Raw genomic sequence first — 18,925 nt, forward strand, 5'->3', positions numbered from 1 at the left:
ACATTAGGAAGGAACTCTGCTTTGGAGCATGTCTCAACAGGCACATTAATTATTGTTCTTGTCATCATGGTTATCATTTCTGCCTACTTTTCTGCCTCAGAAACCGGCATGATGACAATAAACCGTTATCGCTTACGTCATTTAGCTAAACAAGGTAGCAATCCTGCACGGAGAGTGGAATCACTGCTGCGCCATCCTGACAGGCTAATCAGCCTGATCCTGATCGGTAATAACCTTGTCAATATTCTGGCATCTTCACTGGCTACCATTGTAGGTATGCGTCTTTATGGCGATGCCGGCGTTGCAATCGCAACCGGGATACTGACTTTTGTGATTCTGGTTTTCGCGGAAGTTATGCCTAAAACTATCGCAGCGCTATACCCGGAAAAAGTTGCCTTTCCAAGCAGTTTATTATTGCGCCCACTACAGAAAATCATGCTGCCGCTTGTATGGGCATTTAATAAGATTACTTTACTGTTTATGCGCTGTCTGGGGATCAAAGCTTCTGGCATTCGTAATGACTCAGTCAGTAAAGATGAACTGAGAACAATTGTTAATGAATCAAACACCAACCTCTCACGCCGTAATCAGGATATGCTGATCTCGATACTGGATCTTGAGAAAGTCACTGTTGGTGACATTATGGTTCCCCGTAATGAAATTGTCGGCATTGATATTAATGATGACTGGAAATCCGTTATACGCCAGTTGACACATTCACCACATGGCAGAATTGTGTTGTACCGGAATTCACTGGATGATGCTATTGGCATGCTGCGTGTGCGTGAAGCCTACCGTCTCATGATGGAGAAAAAAGAATTTACGAAAAAAAATCTGATCAGAGCTGCGGATAAAATTTATTTCATTCCTGTCAGTACACCATTAAATGCTCAGTTGGTTAACTTTCAGCGTAATAAGCAAAAAGCGAGTCTGGCTGTTGATGAGTATGGGGACATTCAGGGGCTAGTGACAGTAGAAGACATTCTGGAAGAAATCGTTGGTGATTTTACCACCTCTATGTCTCCTTCTCTGGCAGAAGAAGTCTTGCCTCAAAGTGATGGTACGGTTCTGGTGGACGGTACAGCCAATATCCGTGAATTAAATAAAGCATTTGACTGGACACTGCCGGCTGACGGGCCGCGAACAATGAACGGTATGATTCTGGAAGAGTTAGGCGAAATCCCGGAATTGAATGTTCAGGTGCAGATCAACGATTACAATTTTGAAATCCTTTCTGTCAATGACAATGTTATCAAAAAAGTACGTGTAACACCGATGAAGAAAGGAGCTGCTAAAAATACTAAAGCCAGCAGCTGATTGATAACATAACAAATCTGGCCGTAGAACAGTATTTTTACGGCCAGAATAACAAGTCTTACTATATTCAGCTTAATTCAACTCACACTACACTTGCAGTTCAACCAGTTTCTCTTCCGGTAAAGCCAGTTCATCATTTTTATTAACACGAACATCTGCATCCAGAATGTGGCGGGCAATATCCTGTGCTTCCTGCAAAGAATGCATTTCATAAGTACCACACTGATAAACATTCAATTCAGGAATTTGTTTCTGATCCTGGACTTTCAGTACATCAGCCATCGCACCTTTCCATGCTTCAGCAACTTTGGATTCATCTGGAGCGCCAATTAAGCTCATGTAAAAACCAGTACGGCATCCCATTGGAGAAATATCGATAATTTCAACTCCAGCGCCATTCAGGTGGTTGCGCATAAAACCGGCAAACAAGTGTTCAAGTGTGTGAATGCCTTTTTCTGGCATGACTTCTTTGTTAGGAATACAAAAACGTAGGTCAAATACTGTGATAGTATCACCGTGAGGTGTTTTCATCGTCTTGGCAACTCTAACGGCTGGTGCAGACATACGCGTATGGTCAACGGTAAAACTGTCCAATAAAGGCATGATCTTATTCTCCTCAGACATCAGATTTTTTTACGAAAAAATTTTTTCAGATAAATGAAACCTTTTTAATTACAGCAGGTCTTAATTAATGAAGACGCGCAAAATTGTTATCATCCTTATTTTTCTAAGAGACTTTTTTTACTTCGGCCACCACTCGGTGGCCATTTTTATTTTTTAAGACTCTGCATGTAATTTTAGATAATCATCAAAACTCATGTTGTCTTGCTGTTCCAAATTACGTTGTCGCTCTACTGAAGCTTCACGCTCCGCAGAAAAACGTTCATCATTGAGTATACTATACGGCTCGTTGACTAGTTCCAGATAATATTTATTAGCCAGTTCCAACCCAAAACCATCAATCCCCTGATTTTTCATCCGTTCTAATACACGGGCAGAAAATGTCAGCGATGGATCTTCAAACATACCAACCAATTCCTTACAAACTGACTGATATTGTGACCCGGAGCAACTGTCCAAGACCTCAGCAACACGTTCCAGATCTGCAAATAATTCAAGACCAACTACCTTGAGCGGTTGCAATTCAATCCCATGGCCAATACCAACATGAAGATCCGGTCTACGCCCTTCCAGGATCACCTTATTCCAGTTTTTACGGCAACAATCTAACTCTTCACTGCTCATTACAGGCGAATCAGCCACTGCACACCATATCAGAAATAAATCCAGAAAACGGATCTGAGTTTCATCGACGCCGATCGATGTGAATGGATTGATATCTAGTGAACGAACTTCAATATATTCCACCCCTCCACGAAGTAAAGCATCTGAAGGCGTTTCTCCTTCTTCAGCAACTCGTTTAGGACGTATAGGTGCATATAGCTCATTCTCTATCTGAAGAACGTTTGTATTCAGCTGTAAATACTTACCATCTTTTTTAAGGCCCAGTGCTGCGAACTCATCCGACGGCTTGTGAATTGCTTTTTTAAGACCTTCTACATATGTATGAAGGCTATTAAAAGTAATATTCAAATCACTCTGCGATTTGTTGGTATACCCTAAGTCACTCATTCTCAAAGAAGTCGCATAGGGTAAATAACAAGTTCCTTTTTCAGTCTGCTCAAAGGATAACGCAGTATCTCTCCCGCGTAAAAACGAGGAACAAATTGCCGGTGATGCACCAAACAAGTATGGGATTACCCAACCGAACCGATAGTAATTGCGGATCAGTTTAAAATATCCTGCTGAAATTTGTTCTTTACCACTTTCTGCATCTTTTACACCTAGCCATGCCTGCCAGAAGTTGATTGGTAGTGAAAAATTATAGTGCACGCCAGAGATGGTCTGCATCAATGCACCATAACGATTTTTCAACCCCTCCCTATACAGGGTCTTAAAACGCCCGATATTGGATTGGCCATACTGTGCCAGCGTAATGTCATCTTCCTTACCAATGAAGCATGGCATACTTAAAGGCCAGTTTTTTTCATTAACCAGATTCTTAGCAGTGTATCGGTGTAAGTCTTTAAGAAAATCTATAGTTCTTTTTATATCACTATCAACAGGGGTGATAAACTCCAACAAAGACTCAGCAAAATCAGTTGTAATCCATTTATGTGTTAAAGAAGCACCTAGCGATTCTGGATGCTTTGTCATAGCTAAATGACCGTCTGGAGTAACACGCAATGTTTCACGTTCAATACCGCGACAAATGCCATCTAACACGGCTGGATTTGCCTCTAACCATGACAATGCTTTTGATACATCCGGGATCAATTTGACCTCCCGTGGAGTTTTAATAAGATGATTATTGAGCACTTACTTTATATCAAACAAGCCAAATTGTCGCTGACTACATAGCGATGAAGATATGTTATTGAACAAAATACAAACACTAAATGATAAAATAAATATAATGTATAAAAACCAAAACGAAAAACCCCCGCCTATTAAGGCAGGGGTTTATCTAATATGGTGCATCCGGGAGGATTCGAACCTCCGACCGCTCGGTTCGTAGCCGAGTACTCTATCCAGCTGAGCTACGGATGCATTGTCAATTTCTTATGTTCTGTTCAGGTGCTGTCGCTTAGCCGATTTTACAGAATTAAATACCCGATAAATCAGATATATTTAATATGGTGCATCCGGGAGGATTCGAACCTCCGACCGCTCGGTTCGTAGCCGAGTACTCTATCCAGCTGAGCTACGGATGCATTGTCAATTTCTTATGTTCTGTTCAGGTGCTGTCGCTTACCCGATTTTACAGAATTAAATACCCGATAAATCAGATATATTTAATATGGTGCATCCGGGAGGATTCGAACCTCCGACCGCTCGGTTCGTAGCCGAGTACTCTATCCAGCTGAGCTACGGATGCATTGTCAATTTCTTATGTTCTGTTCAGGTGCTGTCGCTTACCCGATTTTCCAGAATTGAATACCCGATAAATCGTGATATTTAATATGGTGCATCCGGGAGGATTCGAACCTCCGACCGCTCGGTTCGTAGCCGAGTACTCTATCCAGCTGAGCTACGGATGCATTGTCGGTTTTCAGTGTTCTGTTCAGGCGCTGTTGATTGCCTAACTGTTCAGAATTGATATACCTAGTAAATCGCGGCTTTTAAAATGGCGGTGAGGGAGGGATTCGAACCCTCGATGCAGCTCTTAACCACATACTCCCTTAGCAGGGGAGCGCCTTCAGCCTCTCGGCCACCTCACCATACGCTTTAAAACTCTTGACTTGGGTTTTCGTTTTTAAGCTTTCACTTAATAACTCTTTTAAGCTTCACCTCTGAGACTCACTCAGAAGCTTTTCTTAAAGCCGTTCGTCGTTGCGATGGCGCACATATTACTTTCCCAGCCTGATAAGTCAAACAATTTCTCGCAACTTTTTTCCGTTTGAATACTTTGCGCACAAAACGCTTGGTTTAACGTCTAAAAGGCTGTTTTATCAACAGCAAAATCACCGAATCCATATGAAGATTCATCGAAAAAATTATTCATCGCTATGACATCATGAATGAGGCCTTTTCGACAGATAGAAAATGAAAAGACGTGAGAGAATAGAATTAAGGTAACAAAGAGAGATAAATCGACGTGGTTTATAAAGAAGGGAAGTAGAGTAGCGCCCAAGTTTAAAAAAAGCATGGACGCCATTCTTGAATTAAAAAGTTGTAGGCTGAGACTTCTCTGCCTGAATCCGTTGATAAATTTCTTCACGGTGAACAGAAACTTCCTTGGGCGCATTTACACCAATGCGAACTTGGTTGCCTTTAACTCCCAGTACTGTAACTGTTACCTCATCGCCTATCATGAGCGTTTCACCAACTCGACGAGTCAGAATAAGCATTCTTTGCTCCTTGAAAATTTAAAAGAGTCGGGTCTCTAGGTTTCCCCGCTATTATCCATCAAACACCGTGAAAACGTAAAGCTATGATATCTACTTAAAGTATAAGCAGTTTTGAACACATTTCCTATATCTATAGGATAGCTAAAATATAAGTATGTGCACAACATTTCAACAATTTCACAACGAAAAACATTTGGCACCATAAAAAGATTGCTTCTATGGTGCCACTACTATCACTGCAATACCAACTACAACCGCAATGTGACCCACTCTTCTACACTGTCCAATGCGGAAGGAAGAGCTGCTACATCTGTCCCGCCAGCCTGAGCCAGATCAGGACGACCTCCTCCTTTACCTCCAACTTGTTGGGCAACGAAAGAGATTAAATCGCCCGCTTTTATTCTAGCAGTCAAATCCTTCGTTATACCAACAATTAGGGTGACTTTATCACCAGTCACAGTAGAAAGCACAATAATTGCTGATCCTAGTTGATTTTTCAGATCATCAACCATTGTCCTGAGCATTTTTGGTTCCACATCACCCAACTGAGTTACCAGCAGGCGCACACCCTGAATATCTTTTGCCTTATTAGCCAAAGAAGAGCTTTCCTGAGCTGCCTGCTGAGATTTCAGCTGTTGCAATTCTTTTTCCAGCTGCTTCGTTCTATCCAGCGTGGCTTTAACTTTCTCGTTCAGGCTATTGATATCGCCCTTCACTAAATAAGCTATATCTTGCAATAAATCAGTCTGCTGATAAATAGAATTAAGTGCGGTTTGCCCTGTTACAGCTTCAATACGGCGGATACCCGCAGCTGTACCTGATTCACTGGTTATACGGAATAATCCGATATCACCGGTATGGCTCGCATGAGTACCACCACATAGCTCAGTGGAAAACTCTCCCATGCTCAATACACGCACTTTCTCATCGTACTTTTCGCCAAATAGTGCCATAGCACCCTTGGTCTTCGCCTCTTCCAAATCCATTACATCTGTAATAATTGATGAGTTTTTACGGATTTCTTCATTCACCAAATTTTCTACCAGACGAATTTGCTCTGGCTTCATTGCTTCAAAATGGGAGAAGTCAAAGCGCAAATATTTGTCATTGACCAGAGAGCCTTTCTGAGAGACATGTTCTCCAAGAATTTGGCGCAGTGCTGAATGTAGCAGGTGAGTTGCCGAGTGATTCAGACGAATGTTATTTCTGCGTGCCACATCAACTTCAGCGTTAACTGCTGTATTTACAGTCAGGCTGCCACTTATCAACTTACCAATATGGCCAATTGCCTGACCGTATTTTTGTGTATCAGTAACTTCAAATACACCTTCAGTACCGGACAATTTGCCTGTATCACCGACTTGTCCACCGGATTCAGCGTAAAAAGCGGTTTTATCAAGAATAATGATCGCTTCATCACCTGCATTCAGATGATCTACTTCCTCTCCATTGCGGAAAATAGCAGTTACAGAGGCTTGCTGAGAATCATGGTCATAACCAGAAAATTCGCTTTGCCCATCAACTTTAATGACGTCATTATAATCAGTACCAAAACCACTGGATTCGCGAGCACGACGGCGTTGATTCTCCATCGCAGACTCAAAACCTTTTTCATCAACTTTGATATCACGTTCACGACAAACGTCAGCAGTCAGATCAAGAGGGAATCCATAGGTATCATAAAGACGGAAAGCTGTTTCGCCATCTAAAGTATTACCGGACAGTTTGGCCAGCTCTTCATCCAATAATTGCAAACCCCGCTCCAAAGTACGAGCAAACTGCTCTTCCTCTGTTTTCAGTACTTGCTCAACCAATGCTTGCTGACGCTGAAGTTCCTCGCCTGCGGCTCCCATAATTTTGATCAACGGAGCAACCAGCTTATAGAAGAATGTTTCTTTAGCGCCCAGCATATTCCCATGACGGATAGCGCGACGAATGATACGACGAAGCACATAACCCCGGTTCTCATTCGATGGAATAACACCATCACAAATCAAAAATGAGCATGAGCGAATATGGTCGGCAATAACACGCAGAGATTTGTTAGTGAGGTCAGTAGCACCAGTAACTTCTGCTACTGAAGCAATTAGATCACGGAATGCATCAATTTCATAGTTGGAGTTTACATGTTGCAGTACCGCAGCGAGACGTTCCAATCCCATTCCTGTATCAACGGAAGGTTTTGGTAGTGGCTCCATTGTGCCATCAGCATGGCGGTTAAACTGCATGAAAACGATATTCCAGATTTCAATATACCTGTCACCGTCTTCTTCCGGGCTACCCGGAGGACCACCCCAAATATGTTCACCGTGGTCATAGAAAATCTCGGTACAAGGGCCACAAGGGCCTGTGTCTCCCATTTGCCAGAAATTATCTGACGCGTAAGGAGCACCTTTATTATCACCAATGCGAATAATTCTTTCTGTAGGAACGCCGACCTCTTTGCTCCAGATCTCGTAGGCTTCATCATCTGTCTCATAGACAGTTACCCACAGTTTTTCTTTTGGCAGGTTGAACCACTCACTCCCAGTCAGCAATTCCCATGCATAATTAATTGCATCCTGTTTAAAGTAATCGCCAAAACTGAAATTACCCAACATTTCAAAGAAAGTATGATGGCGGGCTGTGTAACCAACATTTTCTAAATCGTTATGCTTACCACCAGCACGAACACAGCGCTGAGCCGTTGTTGCTCGGGTATAAGGCCTTTTATCCAATCCAAGGAAAACATCTTTGAACTGGTTCATTCCTGCGTTGGTGAACAACAATGTTGGATCATTAGTCGGCACCAATGAACTGCTTGGTACTATCTGGTGCCCTTTAGTTTGAAAAAAGTCAAGAAACGCTTGACGGATCTCAGCGGTGCTTTTGCTCATAATTGTCCCGAAATCAAGCTGAAAAACAGAATCATGGATGGTTGAAGTGACAAGTTTTATCACTATTTCAACTCACGAACAGGGTTAAGATAGAGTCTCTTCCATAAGAAGTAAAATTCCATATAAATCTATTCGCTTTTCAGCATTGTAATTCGTCTGAGCATTTTCTGAAAGTCTGTTTGTCAGACCAGTTCCGACGCACCTATTACACAGGTATTTATTCTCTCCATAAAAGAAAAAACCACACCCTTAAAGGATGTGGTTTTTTCAGAACTCTTTGTGACCACAAGGCTGTAGCACAGAAGAAATAACAATCAAAACTCTTCGTTATTTACTTCTTCTGCATTGTCTTCATAATCAGTGACATAATCTTCAGCCGCGCTACTGAACCCACCAGCATTATTCAGCAATAACTCGCGCAGTTTTTTATCCAGCTCAGATGCGATTTCCGGATGCTCTTTCAGATAATTTGTCGCATTGGCTTTACCCTGACCGATTTTATCGCCGTTATAGCTGTACCATGCACCTGCTTTTTCCACCATTTTGTGTTTAACACCCAGGTCGATAAGCTCACCATAAGTGTTGATACCTTCTCCATACAAAATCTGGAATTCAGCTTGTTTAAAGGGTGCTGCAACTTTGTTTTTGACTACCTTCACGCGGGTTTCGCTGCCAACAACTTCATCACTATTTTTAACTGAACCGGTACGGCGGATGTCCAAACGAACAGATGCGTAGAATTTCAGTGCATTACCACCCGTCGTCGTTTCTGGGTTACCAAACATAACCCCAATTTTCATACGGATTTGGTTGATGAAGATAAGCAGAGTATTCGAGTTTTTCAGGTTTCCTGCCAGTTTACGCATTGCCTGGCTCATCATACGAGCCGCCAGACCCATATGTGAATCACCGATTTCACCTTCGATTTCTGCTTTTGGTGTCAATGCAGCAACGGAGTCAACAACAATAACATCAACTGCACCAGAGCGTGACAAGGCATCACAGATTTCCAGCGCTTGTTCACCTGTATCAGGCTGAGAACACAGTAAGTTATCAATATCTACACCCAGCTTTTTCGCATAAACCGGATCGAGGGCATGTTCAGCATCGATAAAAGCACATGTTCTGCCTTCGCGCTGAGCAGCGGCAATAACCTGAAGAGTCAGCGTTGTCTTACCGGAAGACTCAGGCCCGTATATTTCAACAATACGCCCCATTGGCAAACCACCTGCCCCCAAAGCAATATCGAGAGACAGTGAACCAGTAGAAATAGTTTCAACATCCATTGAGCGGTTTTCGCCCAAACGCATGATTGAACCTTTACCAAATTGTTTTTCAATCTGGCCCAGTGCCGCTGCTAGTGCCTTTTGTTTGTTTTCATCGTTAGCCATGTTTACTCCCTCGTAAGCAATGAAGTGAAGGGGGCTGCCCCACTGCTGATAAACCGTTTCTGATGCTATGTCTAATAAGACTCGTTGTTTAATAAACATTTATTTAAAAAACAATGTTTATAAGTCCACGTTTCGTAAATCAATTTATAAAGCCGATGTGCTTTATAAGATCAATATGGTTTATACGACCAAAATACTGGAATCAATTATACTGTATAATCATACAGCATCAAGTTAATTTTTTATGATTTCTTCCAGCAATGCTTTTAAAGAAAAAATCACAGACTGGAGACGAACAGAATTACGGTCACCAGTGAAAAGTCGGCGATATGATTTTGTATATCTCTTTGTGCCATCACGGACGGCAAATCCAAAACAAACGGTGCCAACCGGTTTCTCTTTGCTGCCACCATCCGGCCCGGCGATACCACTGACTGAAACCGCAAAATCAGCCTTAGCAGCGTCTAATGCTCCCAAAGCCATTTCTTTCACAACCTGCTCACTGACGGCTCCTGATTCGACTAATGATATCGGTGAAACACCCAGCATTTCACATTTTGAATCATTACCGTAAGTCACAAAGCCACGATCAAAATAGGCAGAGCTTCCCGCAACATCTGTGATCACCTTGGCAATCCATCCTCCTGTGCAGGATTCTGCACAGGTAATAGACAGATTTTTCTGGCGTAACCTTTTTCCTAGTTCAATACTAAGCTGATTCAGGATTTTTTCATCCATAGTACGCCTTTAACTCTGTAAGAAATTAATTTTTCCGAAGCAGATCCCAAATCCATAATCCACCGATTGCTAAAGAGAATAGTATTCCAAAGCCAATACCTATAGTAATAACGGATATTTGTAACATGGTGGAAATTAAGTATAACCCCAGCATGATCAACATTGCGCTGTTTTCACCAAAATTCTGTACTGCAACAGCTTTACCAGCGCCCATTTCATGCTTCCCATGTTCCTGTAACAACGCATTTAATGGCACCACAAAAAGACCACCACACAAACCAATCGTAATCAGGAATAGGTATGAATGCCATATTGAGTGTTGCAAGACAAACATGATAACAATAATACCAATAAGTATTCCGGCTGGCATACAGCGGCGCACCGTACTCAGTGTAATAAACCTTGCAGCTAATCCCGCTCCCGCAATAATGCCGATAGCAACCACAGCGTTCATCAAGGTTGGCGTTGTATTCCCCTCAACTCCCAGAACAACGGGAACCCACGCAACCAACAAAAAGCGCAGAGTGACCCCCGCCCCCCAAAACAGGCTGGTTCCAACCAAAGAAAAACGGGTTTCCGAGTTATTCCAAAGGGCAGAGATTACCGAGATAAAATCCTGCAACATTGCTTTAAGATCCCAGCCTTTTCCCTGCCGGGCAGCCACTAAACGGGGTATATACAAATTGGCGACTACTGCCGCGCTATACATCAGGGCACATATTCCTAATGCAATAAACAGGTTTATATCAGAAAGAAAACCACCCACTACAGAACCAATCAGAATGGCAGCAATAGTCGAAGCTTCCATCAATCCATTGGCTTTGACCAGATGGCTGCCGTCTGTCAATTCCCCTAAAATGCCATATTTGGCCGGAGAATAGGCCGCCGCCCCGATCCCCACAAGGGTATATCCCAAGAAAGGGTTCATATCAATACAGATGCTGATGGCTCCCAGCAATTTGATGCCATTGGAAAAGAGCATAACTCTGCCTTTCGGGAACCGATCAGCAATTTGCCCCACAAAAGGGGCAAATACGATATAGGTCAGCACAAAAACCATTTGCAGAGCCGGCAGGCTCCATCCCGGATAAGATTCAGCTTTCAATTGAGCCAATATTGCAAAGAATAGGGCATTGTCGGCAAAAGCGGAGAGAAACTGGGATAGTAAAACAGCCTTCATTCCCCGGTTTAACAATGGTTGTGTTTCCACAGTACCATTCATTTTTTTACTCCTGTTCTGCCATTTTTCTTAAGGTGACAAAATCAGGTTTGCCACTGCCCAGCAAAGGTAATTGCTTCACATAACGAATATCACGTGGAACTGCCAGTTCAGGTATCCCAATTTGACGGGCGGTGAGTAACATCACGCTTCGGTTCAAAACGGTATCTGTTGTAAACAACACCAATGCCTCACCCTTGCTGCGGTCACCCTTTGCTGTTACTGCATGCAGAGCTTCGGGCGAAACACGTAAAGCTATTTGTTCTACAGCTTCAAGAGAAACCATTTCACCTGCCAGTTTGGCAAAACGCTTTACTCGTCCTTTGATCGTACAGAAACCTTCTTCATCAATGGATACAATATCACCTGTGTCATACCAGCCTGTCTGGATATTTCCTTCGGCATCTTCTGCCGTCGGCGGTTCCAGACGATCCGGGGCTTCAACCCGCAAATAGCCTTTCATCAGATTTGGCCCACGTACTTGCAGGCGTCCGCCTTCTTCAATACCCGGCACAGGTAATAAACGTGTTTCCATGCTCGGCAAAATTCTGCCGACTGTGCCTACTTTGGCAGCCATTGGGACATTGATAGCGACAACAGGAGCGCATTCGGTTACGCCATAACCTTCCAGAATCCGGATACCAAATTTATCCTGCCAGACACGCTTAGTCTCTTCCGACAGTTTTTCTGCACCAGCAACGACATAGCGCAAACGGGAGAAGTCATAAGGATGAGCATAGCGGGCATAATTACCCAGAAAAGTTGAGGTTCCGAACAGAACAGTACAGTTCTGATCATAGACAACTTCAGGAACAACACGGTAATGCAGTGGGTTCGGGTACAGAAATACACGGCTTCCTGACATCAGGGGAGTGAATAACCCAACGGTCAGCCCAAACGCATGGAACAAAGGTAAAGACGACATAAAACGATCCTGTGGAGTAAAATCAGCTATCGTTTTAATTTGCTCAACATTTGCCAGTAAGCTGGCATGGCTATGCACAACACCTTTCGGTGCCCCTTCAGACCCAGAGGTGAACAGGATAAGTGCATCATCCTCTGGTTTCTGTGAAGACAAAGCCGCTTTTGCGGGAAAAATCAAATGCCAAAGCACCCACAATTTATCTTCCCACGTAATAGTCTCTTTCAAATCTTCAAGGTATACCCAATTTGCTTCTGTTATCTGATCTGGTAAATGCGTAAGCTGACTTTTCTCAAGAAACTGGCGGGAAGTGATGATTGTTTTGATAGTCGCTGCTTGTATCGCATTTTTAATGCCACTGCTTCCTGCCGTGTAGTTCAGCAAAGCAGGTACTCGCCCTTTCAGTGACGTACCATATATTGTGGTTGCCATAGCGGTGGCATTAGGTAATAAAAGCCCGACCCTTTCACCTTCCTGAGTAAAGCGTCCTAAAATCCGGCTAAAGCCCAATATCTTTTTCAGAAATGTATGATAACTATCTTCTTTCAGTGCAATATCTTCAATACAGGGTTTAAAACGCCCGAAACGCTTTTGGGCAGCGAGATACGCGCTGAATAACGTTTCTTTTGGGCGAGTCTGCATCCTCACATCCATCATAACAGCATGCAGTTTCTCTCCTGCCAGACGGCGGCGACTGTTAGAGTCCGGCGCATCTGGCATTGGGAAATCCATTGCAGGTAAAATCCGGATGGTGACTTTAGGGAACCAATGCTGCTTCATGACGCCTCTTAACCGCCCGAACACGCTTTGTTCCGCTCCATCAATACGGATAGGCACAATTTTTGCGTCTGACTTCGCCGCAATAAATGCTGCACCATCGTAGATTTTCATCAGGGAGCCCGTTACCGTGATCCGACCTTCAGGAAAAATCACTATCGGGCGACCTTTGTCAATTTCCTTAACTAGTGTCCTGATTGCCATCGGATTGTTTGGATCCAAAGGTACAACATCAGCAAAAGGTTTAATAAATTTGAGAAAGCCCTTTGTCGCAATATTGGAATAAATGGCAAATACTGGTTTTCCCGGCAGGAAAAGCCCTATCAGGAGCCCATCAAGAAAGGAAATATGATTGGGTGTAATAATACATTTAGGGTGTTTTAAATGCTTATCGTCACCTTCGACTGTCACTCTGAAGAGTACACGTACAAGTAATCTCAGAACCTTTAAGAGTATATCCATATCTCAATCCATATATCTCAATATAAATAATTAAATAAAATTAAAGTGAGTGAGTAGAATGATACTATAAGAGGTATAAATGATCTGAGATACAGGATTTATTAGTCTTATAATAAATAAGCGTAAAAATAAAAAAATATATCAAATTATCTGTTTATATTGACTTAATATATAGCTTTGAATTTCAAGAACGATATTTTCTATCGATAAGGCCGCATCCACAATGAGGTGCGCACATTCACAATAGAGTGGTTCCCTCTCTGCCAATACTCCGGTTATTTCTTCTGTTATGGATTTTCCGGTCAGGCTGGGACGCTGTGAATTCTCCGGATTAAGAGAGAGCCTCTCTACCAAAACGGAAGCGGGTGCCTGCAAATAAACCACAATACCGTTTTGCCGCATATACTGCCGATTTTCCGCTGCTAACACCATTCCACCACCGGTAGACACAACTCTGTTTCGCTGACTAACCGCTTTCAGTGTTTCACTTTCCAGCTTTCTGAAATAATCCCAGCCACGCTGTTCAACAAGCTCTGCAATTGTCATTCCACAAGAAGTCTGGACATCTTCATCAGTGTCAACAAATTGATACGATAATACTTCAGCCAACACATTACCTATTGTCGTCTTCCCTGCACCTCGTGCACCCACGATAAATAGAGTCTGTTTCATTTCGTTGCTTTCCTGAAGTTTTGTGTTGTTAAACCTAAATACAAAGTATAGTAACTAAACATTTACACCTGTGTAAAAAATATATTTCTTGTATATAAAAAGCCACACTTTACATTAAGTGTGACTTACTCTGATTAAATATTATTTAAAATGAATATTGTCATTATCGACGGGAAAGGTAATCTCCGTAACCAATCCATTTGTAAGTCGTCAGAGCATCCAGACCCATTGGCCCTCTGGAGTGTAGTTTCTGAGTACTGACAGCAACTTCAGCTCCTAAACCAAACTGACCACCATCAGTAAAGCGTGTGCTTGCATTTACATATACCGCCGAAGAGTCAACACGATGAACAAAATAATCAGCATGTTGTAAACACTCCGTCAGAATAGCATCCGAATGGGCTGTACCATAATGACGTATATGCTCAATCGCTTTATCAATATTGCTGACAATTTCCACATTCATATCCAAAGAAAGCCATTCATCACAATAGTCTTCTTCTGTCACGGCAACCACTTTTGCCGGGCCATCCTGTAGCAATGCCATTGCTGACGCACCGGCATGCAGTGTTACGCCTTGCTCTTTCATTCTGGCACTCAGTTCCGGCAGGAAATCAGCGGCTATTTTTTCATGTACTAGCAAAGTTTCCAATGCATTACATGCGCTTGGGCGCTGAATTTTAGCATTAGTGATAACTTCCAGTGCCTTTTCAAAATTCACATGCTCATCCACAAATGTGTGACAAACGCCAATTCCTCCGGTGATTACCGGAATAGTGGACTGCTCACGGCAAAGTTTATGCAAACCGGCACCACCACGCGGGATCAACATATCGATATAGCGATCCATTTTCAGCATTTCGGCAACCAGCTCACGATCTGGCTTATTAATTGCCTGTACTGCTGAGGCTGGCAAGCCACTTTGTTCCAGCGACTGCTGAATAACTTTAACCATCGCCTGATTGGTATGATGAGTTTCCTTACCACCACGCAATATCACTGCATTCCCTGTTTTCAGGCACAGTGATGCTACATCAATCGTAACGTTGGGACGGGCTTCATAAATCACCCCAATTACCCCAAGAGGAACACGGCGGCGACTCAGTTGCAGCCCGCTATCCAACAATTGCCCATCCATCACTTGACCGACAGGATCAGCCAGACGGCAAACCTGACGGACGTCATTAGCAATCGCACTCAAACGCTCAGGAGTCAGTAATAAGCGATCAAGTAATGCTTCATTCATACCCTGTTTGCGGGCTTGTTCCATATCCTGCTGATTGGCTGTGAGGATCACTTCTGCTTCTTTTTCAAGTAAATCAGCAATGTGACTCAGGGCCTGATTTTTCTGACTAGTACTTAATTGAGCCAGTTGCCATGATGCTGCCTTGGCTGCTTTTCCCATCTGCTCTAGCATGGTGGAATCCTTAACTTACGATCATATCATCACGGTGCACAGCAACTGCACCATATTCATAACCTAATATCCGGCTGATTTCCTGTGAGTGACGGCCTGCAATCAGGCGTAAAGCATCACTGTTGTAACGGCATACACCGTGAGCCAGTTTCTTACCGGATAAACTACAGATGCGAACCACTTCACCACGGGAAAAGTCGCCTGAAATACTTTTAATGCCTTTCGGCAGTAAAGAGCTGCCTTTTGCGAGAATAGCCGCTTCTGCGCCATCATCGACAATAATTTCACCCGCAGAAGGAGCGCCGAAAATCCAGCGTTTGCGATTTTCCATCGGGCTGGTCAGGCCATGAAAACGAGTTCCCACCGATTTTTCTTCAATCACATCAGCAATCACATTTTCTCTGTTACCGGCAGCGATGATGACATCAATGCCGGCACGGCCAGCAATGCCTGCCGCCTGAAGTTTTGTTGCCATTCCCCCTGTTCCGAGACCTGATACACTGTCTCCGGCCATCATTTTGAGTTCATCGCTAATATCGTGTACTTCACGGATAAGTTTAGCATCAGGATTATTACGGGGATCAGCAGTATACAGACCTTCAATATCTGTCAGGAGCAATAACTTATCTGCAGTGCCCAGAATTGCCGCCAGTGCAGAAAGATTATCGTTATCACCGACTTTAATTTCCGCCGTTGCTACCGCATCATTCTCGTTGATAATAGGGATAATGTGATTATCAAGCAGTGCATGCAACGTATCCCTTGCGTTCAGGAAACGTTCGCGATCTTCCAGATCGGCACGAGTCAGTAACATCTGCCCGACATGGATGCCATAGATAGAGAAAAGTTGCTCCCATAGCTGAATCAAGCGGCTTTGCCCTACGGCTGCAAGCAATTGCTTTGAGGCAATGGTGGCCGGAAGATCAGGATAACCCAAGTGTTCCCGACCTGCTGCAATTGCACCGGAAGTCACAATAATAATACGGTGACCTTTCTCATGTAACTGCGCACATTGCCGAACCAACTCTACTATGTGAGCGCGATTCAAACGGCGGGAACCCCCTGTCAGTACACTCGTTCCCAGTTTCACAACCAATGTTTGTCGGCCATTCATCATATTTCTGCCATTATTAATTTGAAAAAGCTAATTTGAAAAAACAATAAATTCAAAACACATTCAAAAAACAGTGCTCAGTTTTAGCAGGAGAGAAGCATTATGCCAACTGGCATAACATAAAATTCAAAAAAAGTTGATTTATACCCTGTGAATTTCAAGATACAACCAAAAGTCGGCCTCTGATAATAGACAGAAGAGTATCAGCACACCCCGGCAACATAGACAAAACTGTGGCCGGGGTGTAGCTATCGAAAAAACAGCGCAACCAGCAAGGCTGCAACTTAAAATCTGTCGGGGATAAAATAAACCCGGTTAGTAGACTTAATTCTGTGGAGTGAAGGTATTTTCGGATGGGCTAAGTGTGAGTTTAAGGTTACCCAAAGAATCAGACAGGCGTTGATGAAACGCCTGTAATGTTGATTCAAGCTGCCTGAGATCTGCTTCTTTTTTGATACTCATAGGCAGCCACTCACCATGTTTATCAAACAGACCTATCTGATAATTATAAACGAACCCTTTTTCCTGTCGTTCCAATTCTAGCCACCAGCCCCAGAACTCCCGTTTTTCTGGCGCTGCTTTAGCACTCACGCAGACCGCCAGACAATCAAAGAAGAAATAGTCATTTTGGCATTTTAACTCGCGTAAATAAGGCCCTAATGCAGAAAAACTCTTCAACAACTTATTTCTGGAATAATTTACGGGTACAGTCATACAAAGGTCTCCTTTATAAACAGAAGAACAGTTGTATCAAATGATTAAAAAATATCAATGATTAAATTTCAGTTTAGTTAACTTTATCTTTCAACCATACACTTGCTGCGTGTAACGCATTACTGAAACCACTATAAGCAGGCATAGCAGGAATAGCTAATAAAGAGCCATCCAGCGAAGATCTGGCAATCAGTTTTGAATCTTCCGCCGGGCTAAAAATGTCATCCTTCCAATACACTGAGAACATTGGCACAGAACAGCGACGACCGAGTAACCCCTGATTTTTTAATGAATAACAACTCAGTTCTGAACGCAAAACGGCTTCATCCACATGATAGATACCCAAACGACTGGCGAGTATATCGATATACATTGACGGGATTTTCTGCTGCAATCTCTCATTATGCAGCAATTCATGAACAACCGGGCTGACCACTGCCACACCCTTAATAAGACTGGATTCCAGATAGGCAAGACGAACGGCAATATTGGCACCGAAACGGAAACCAAAAATACCTATTCTTGTGTGATCGATCCACGGGATGCTATCTAATTGCTGCAATACCTGCTGATGAAGAGCGCAGGTATCCTGTGTCAGCGTAAATCTCGCTGAATAACCTACGGAAGGCATATCCACCGTTAGCATCGCAAAACCCTGTGGTGAAAAATGGTCCCGAAACAGTCGCCAGCAATCACTTTGCAGGCTATCAATACCAGAGCAAACCAGTATTGTTGGGCATGGTTCCTGAACTCCGGGAGGAATATGCAGTAAACCGGTAACAGTTTTGCCATCTTCCAGCTGAAATTTCAGTTTTTTCAGTTGATAGTCAGAGAAATGTGCTGCATTTTCATAGGCTTTATTAGCCAGAACAACCGCCTGATCAGCCAGCTCATCACCGTGCAGATGAGGATAAGCGGCAATGCTGTATAACATTGAAGCTCTTAACCAGCACTGACTGGCTTCAGAAGAAAGCTCAACATGTTGTGCTTTCTGTTGCCAGAGCATAGCCTGCTGTGACCATTCATATACCCAGTTCCCTTTGCGATAGCCAATTACCGTATCCAATAGATGATCATAACTGCGTTCAGCATCTGTTACCGCAATCCTGCTGAGGATCTCCTGAATCTCCAGCGGATTGATGCCCCTCCAGATCCAGGCAAGCCAGTTAATCATTCGATACCAGCGTTCCTGATGTTCGCCACCGAGCATTTTATTATCAGCATGAGCTGATGATGGCAAAACGTATTTTACCAATGTAGACGTTTCCTGCTGTTTAACCTGCGGTTTAAACAGTGATTCTGAAAGGTTCTGTTTAGTCATGACAAAGAAATTTATTACTGCTTATTACAAGATATCCAATAAGTTCTGAGCTGCATTGCGATAACAAAAGAATA

General features: G+C 43.1%; 14 protein-coding genes and 5 tRNA genes. 1 reads left to right on the plus strand and 18 read right to left on the minus strand.

The window, feature by feature from the left end:
* Window positions 1-21 precede the first annotated feature (21 nt).
* Window positions 22-1,317: an HlyC/CorC family transporter gene (locus AACS92_RS08250; RefSeq protein ID WP_141554513.1), complete on the plus strand. Its 1,296-nt coding sequence runs from the start codon at window positions 22-24 to the stop codon at window positions 1,315-1,317.
* 87 nt (window positions 1,318-1,404) lie between these two features.
* On the opposite strand, the gene luxS is transcribed toward AACS92_RS08250, so the two are convergent.
* The 18 genes from luxS to frsA all read right to left on the minus strand — a co-directional run bounded on the left by luxS (window position 1,405) and on the right by frsA (window position 18,851).
* A complete protein-coding gene (gene luxS / locus AACS92_RS08255) occupies window positions 1,405-1,920 on the minus strand; it encodes an S-ribosylhomocysteine lyase (protein WP_099110748.1) in 516 nt (171 codons plus the stop codon).
* A gap of 174 nt (window positions 1,921-2,094) precedes the next feature.
* Complete coding sequence (gene gshA, locus AACS92_RS08260; protein WP_099110749.1) at window positions 2,095-3,654, minus strand: glutamate--cysteine ligase; 1,560 nt, start codon at window positions 3,652-3,654, stop codon at window positions 2,095-2,097.
* Window positions 3,655-3,850: 196 nt separating this feature from the next.
* A tRNA-Arg gene (locus AACS92_RS08265) sits at window positions 3,851-3,927 on the minus strand.
* A gap of 87 nt (window positions 3,928-4,014) precedes the next feature.
* Window positions 4,015-4,091 (minus strand) — tRNA-Arg (locus tag AACS92_RS08270).
* Between the two features lie 87 nt (window positions 4,092-4,178).
* Window positions 4,179-4,255: transfer RNA gene (locus tag AACS92_RS08275), tRNA-Arg, on the minus strand.
* An 86-nt stretch (window positions 4,256-4,341) separates the two neighbouring features.
* Window positions 4,342-4,418, minus strand: a tRNA-Arg gene (locus AACS92_RS08280).
* Window positions 4,419-4,505: 87 nt separating this feature from the next.
* Window positions 4,506-4,598 (minus strand) — tRNA-Ser (locus AACS92_RS08285).
* Between the two features lie 444 nt (window positions 4,599-5,042).
* A complete protein-coding gene (csrA, locus tag AACS92_RS08290) occupies window positions 5,043-5,228 on the minus strand; it encodes a carbon storage regulator CsrA (protein WP_010845367.1) in 186 nt (61 codons plus the stop codon).
* A 248-nt stretch (window positions 5,229-5,476) separates the two neighbouring features.
* Complete coding sequence (alaS, locus tag AACS92_RS08295; RefSeq protein WP_099110750.1) at window positions 5,477-8,104, minus strand: alanine--tRNA ligase; 2,628 nt, start codon at window positions 8,102-8,104, stop codon at window positions 5,477-5,479.
* 314 nt (window positions 8,105-8,418) lie between these two features.
* On the minus strand, window positions 8,419-9,495 hold the full coding sequence (gene recA / locus AACS92_RS08300) for a recombinase RecA (protein WP_099110751.1): 1,077 nt from the start codon (window positions 9,493-9,495) through the stop codon (window positions 8,419-8,421).
* 234 nt (window positions 9,496-9,729) lie between these two features.
* Entirely contained in the window at window positions 9,730-10,233 is a 504-nt protein-coding gene (gene pncC, locus AACS92_RS08305) for a nicotinamide-nucleotide amidase (RefSeq protein ID WP_099110752.1), read from the minus strand.
* A gap of 25 nt (window positions 10,234-10,258) precedes the next feature.
* Window positions 10,259-11,455 (minus strand): lysophospholipid transporter LplT, encoded by a 1,197-nt coding sequence (gene lplT / locus AACS92_RS08310; RefSeq protein ID WP_099110753.1) that lies wholly within the window; start codon window positions 11,453-11,455, stop codon window positions 10,259-10,261.
* A 4-nt stretch (window positions 11,456-11,459) separates the two neighbouring features.
* On the minus strand, window positions 11,460-13,607 hold the full coding sequence (aas, locus tag AACS92_RS08315) for a bifunctional acyl-ACP--phospholipid O-acyltransferase/long-chain-fatty-acid--ACP ligase (protein ID WP_099110803.1): 2,148 nt from the start codon (window positions 13,605-13,607) through the stop codon (window positions 11,460-11,462).
* Between the two features lie 147 nt (window positions 13,608-13,754).
* Window positions 13,755-14,285 carry a shikimate kinase AroL gene (gene aroL, locus AACS92_RS08320; protein WP_099110754.1) on the minus strand — a complete coding sequence of 177 codons (531 nt, stop codon included), beginning with the start codon at window positions 14,283-14,285 and terminating at the stop codon, window positions 13,755-13,757.
* Window positions 14,286-14,448: 163 nt separating this feature from the next.
* Window positions 14,449-15,702, minus strand: coding sequence for a glutamate-5-semialdehyde dehydrogenase (gene proA, locus AACS92_RS08325; protein WP_099110755.1), 1,254 nt, complete (start codon window positions 15,700-15,702; stop codon window positions 14,449-14,451).
* 10 nt (window positions 15,703-15,712) lie between these two features.
* Window positions 15,713-16,816: a glutamate 5-kinase gene (proB, locus tag AACS92_RS08330; RefSeq protein ID WP_099110804.1), complete on the minus strand. Its 1,104-nt coding sequence runs from the start codon at window positions 16,814-16,816 to the stop codon at window positions 15,713-15,715.
* 324 nt (window positions 16,817-17,140) lie between these two features.
* A complete protein-coding gene (crl, locus tag AACS92_RS08335; protein ID WP_099110756.1) occupies window positions 17,141-17,530 on the minus strand; it encodes a sigma factor-binding protein Crl in 390 nt (129 codons plus the stop codon).
* 73 nt (window positions 17,531-17,603) lie between these two features.
* Window positions 17,604-18,851 (minus strand): esterase FrsA, encoded by a 1,248-nt coding sequence (gene frsA, locus AACS92_RS08340; protein ID WP_099110757.1) that lies wholly within the window; start codon window positions 18,849-18,851, stop codon window positions 17,604-17,606.
* Window positions 18,852-18,925: the final 74 nt, after the last annotated feature.

Origin of the sequence: Xenorhabdus sp. KJ12.1, from assembly GCF_963876495.1 — a bacterium.
In the GTDB taxonomy this organism is placed as follows: domain Bacteria; phylum Pseudomonadota; class Gammaproteobacteria; order Enterobacterales; family Enterobacteriaceae; genus Xenorhabdus; species Xenorhabdus stockiae.